Source organism: Streptomyces sodiiphilus (assembly GCF_039529215.1).
In the GTDB taxonomy this organism is placed as follows: Bacteria; Actinomycetota; Actinomycetes; order Streptomycetales; family Streptomycetaceae; genus Streptomyces; species Streptomyces sodiiphilus.
This window is the reverse complement of record NZ_BAAAMJ010000077.1, coordinates 1-3,370: the sequence shown is the minus strand read 5'-3', so window position 1 is coordinate 3,370 and position 3,370 is coordinate 1. Positions and strand designations below refer to the sequence as shown.

At 73.5% G+C, this 3,370-nt stretch carries 2 protein-coding genes; both read right to left on the bottom strand.

Annotation, left to right across the window (positions count from 1 at the left end):
- The coding region (locus ABD299_RS23460; RefSeq protein ID WP_344266303.1) for a beta-ketoacyl synthase N-terminal-like domain-containing protein at positions 1-859 on the bottom strand (859 nt) is incomplete at its 3' end.
- Between the two features lie 62 nt (positions 860-921).
- On the bottom strand, positions 922-3,370 hold a 2,449-nt coding region (locus ABD299_RS23455), incomplete at its 5' end, for an SDR family NAD(P)-dependent oxidoreductase (protein ID WP_344266300.1).

Here is a 3,370-nt window from a genome sequence, read left to right as displayed (position 1 = left end):
GCCCGTGACGCCGCGCATCCGACAACCGCTCCAGCAGCAGCACACCCACGCCCTCACCCCAGGCAGTGCCGTCGGCATCGGCGGAGAACGCCCGGCACCGGGCCGAAACGGACAGGGCGCGCTGCCGGGAGAACTCGATGAAACCGTCGGGGGTGGACATCACCGTGGTCCCGCCGGTGATGGCCATCGAGCACTCCCCCTGCCGGAGCGCCTGGCAGGCGGTGTGCAGGGCGACCAGGGAGGAGGAGCACATGGTGTCGATCGTGAGGGCCGGGCCCTCCAGCCCCAGGGTGTAAGCCACCCGGCCGGAGAGGATGGCGCCGGAGGACCCGAGCGACATCTGGCCCTCGAGCCCTTCGGGCAAGCCGGTCAGTCCTCGCGCGTAGTCGAAGTCGGTCGCGCCGATGAACAGGCCGGTGCTGGAGCCGCGCAGCGTGCCGGGGTCGATCCCGGCACGCTCGAACGTCTCCCAGACGACCTCCAGAAGCAGCCGCTGCTGGGGGTCCATGGTCAGTGCCTCGCGCGGCGAGATGCCGAAGAAGGAGGCGTCGAACTCATCGGCGTCGTAGAGGAATCCGCCTTGCCGGGCGTACGTCTTGCCCTCTCGGTCCGGATCTGGGTCGTAGAGCCCGGCCAGGTCCCAGCCGCGGTCGGCCGGGAACTCCCCCATGCCGTCGCGGCCTTCGGTGACCGCCTGCCACAGGTCCTCCGGGGAACGGATGTCCCCGGCATAGCGGCAGTTCATCGACACCACGGCGATGGGCTCAGGTGTCCTCAGGTCACGCAAGCGCTGTTCGGCCGCGCGGAGGTGGGTGGCGGCCTGCTTGAGGTAGTCGCGCAGCTTCTTCTCGTTGTCCATTTATCGCCAGCTCCTCAAGAGGACCGGAACGTCGCGGGCAGGGGAGAGGGGAGGGCAGAAGGTCACGGGGTGTTCAGCTCCCGGACCAGCACGTCGAACATCTCGTCCAGCAGGGTGAACATTTCGTCGTCGGTGGCGGTGTCGATGTCGGCGTGCTCCATAGCGGCCGGCACGTTGTCGAGGAGAACGGTGTCGGCCCCCCCGGGCCGGCCGGCCGGCTCCGCCGAGGGCAGGAGTTCCTCCCTCAGGTGCACGGCGAGGTCGCCGGCGGTCGGGTAGTCGAAGACGAGGGTCACCGGCAGCCGGAGCCCGGTCGCCGCGTTGAGGCGGTTGCGCAGGTCGACGGCGGTCAGGGAGTCGAACCCGAGATCCTTGAAGGCCCGCCCGGTCTCGATCGCCGCCGCGTCGGCGTATCCGAGGGCGGCAGCGGCCTGCTCGCCCACCAGTTCCAGCAGTGCCTCGTCCCGGTCGGCCGGACCGAGTGCCCGCAGACGGCCGCGCAGGGAGCCGGAGTCCTCCCCCGGGTGGTCCGGGGTACCGGTGGCCGGGAGGACCGCTTCCGGGATGTCGGCGAGCAGCGGCAGCCGCCGGGTGGCCGAGAGGGACGGTGCGAAACGTTCCCAGTTGATGTCCGCGACCACCAGGGAACCGTCGTCGCGGGCGAGCGCCTGCCCGAGGGCGGTGGCCGCCCGTTCACCGTCGAGCGGGGTGACGCCGCGCCGGCGCAGCTGACGGGCCATGTCGTCGTCCAGCATCCCGCCGTCCGCCCAGGCGCTCCAGGCGACCGAGGTGGCCGGCAGCCCGTCGGCGCGGCGCTGCTGGGCCAGCGCGTCCAGGAAGGCGTTGGCGGCGGCGTAGTTGCCCTGGCCCGCGGCTCCGACAGTCCCGGCGATCGAGGAGAGCAGGACGAAGGCGTCGAGTTCCAGGTCGCGGGTGAGGTCATGCAGGTTCCGGGCGCCGGCGGCCTTGGGCCGCAGCACTTCCTCGGTCTGCTCGCGGGTGAGCCCGCCCACGGTGCTGTCCCGCAGTGTCCCGGCGGCGTGCACCACCGCGGTCAGCCGGTCGGCGCCGCTGCCCGGGGTGAGGGTCTCCAGGAGGGAGGCCAGGGCTCCGCGGTCCGCCACGTCGCAGGCGGCCAGGGTCACCCGGGTCCCCAGCCCGGTCAGTTCTTCCCGCAGATCTCCGGCTCCCGGGGACTGGGGGCCCCGGCGGCTGGTGAGGACCAGGTGCTCGGCACCGTTACGGGCCAGCCAGCGGGCGATCTGGGCTCCGACACCGCCGGTGCCGCCGGTGACCAGGACCGTGCCCCGCGGCTGCCAGTCCCGGCCGGCCGGCCGCGGCACGGCGTGGCGCAGTCGCCGCGCAAGGGTTCCCGAACGGCGTACGGCCAGCTGCTCCTCGTCGTGTCCGCCGGCCAGTGTCCCCGCCAGCGCGTCGAGAGACGCGTCGTCGAGCGGGTCCGGAGGGGCGGGCAGGTCGATGAGCCCGCCCCAGCGCTGCGGGTGCTCCAGCGCCACCGTGCCGCCCAGCCCCCAGAGCATGGCCTGGACGGGAGAGGGCCGGACCGCGCTGCCCGCGGCAACGGCGCCCCGCGTGACGCACCACAGCCGGGCATCGGCCGTGGCGTCACCGAGCGCCTGGATCAGGGCGATGGTGGCGGACAGGCCGGCCGGGAGCGCTTCATGGCCGGCGCACGGTTCCTCGTCGAGTGCCAGCAGGGACAGGACCCCGGCCACCGGGCCGCCCGTCCCGGCGGTGGCCTCGGCCACCGCGGCGGCGAGTGTTCCGCGGTCTGCCGTCGCCGCGGCGACCGGCACGCCTACCACCTCGGCGCCGTGGGCGGTCAGCCCGGCAGTGACGGTGCGGGCGAGCCCGGCCGCGTCTGCCGGGGCGTCAGGGACGACGAGCAGCCACGTTCCGGAGAGCACCGGCGCCGCCGGCAGTTCGACGGGATGCCAGCCGATCCGGTAGCACCAGGAGTCGAGCCGGGCCTGCTCGCTTCGCCTGCCGCGCCAGGTGGCGAGGGCGGGGAGCACGTCCGCGAGGGGCGTGTCCGCGCGGGTCCCGAGGGCCGCGGTGAGTGCCTCGACATCGTGGTTCTCGACGGCGGACCAGAAGTCCTCGTCCGCCGGGGAGCCTTCCGGCGCCCCGGCGGCGGGAGCCACGGGGTCGACCCAGTAGCGCTGTCGCTGGAACGGGTAGGTGGGCAGGCCGGTCCGCTGTGCCGGCCGGCCGGCGAAGAGCCGGTCCCAGGTGACCGGCGCGCCGTACGCGTACGCCTTCCCCAGAGAGTGCAGCAGCCGCTGCGGTCCTCCCTCGTCACGGCGCAGGGTGCCGGTGACAGCGGCCATGGCATCCGTGGCCGCGATGGTCTCCTCCACGGCGGCGGTGAGCACGGGGTGCGGGCTGGACTCGACAAAAAGCCGGTGTCCCTCACCGAGCAGGGCACGGGTGGCTGTCTCGAACTCGACGGTCCGGCGGAGGTTGGTGTACCAGTACTCGGCATCCAGA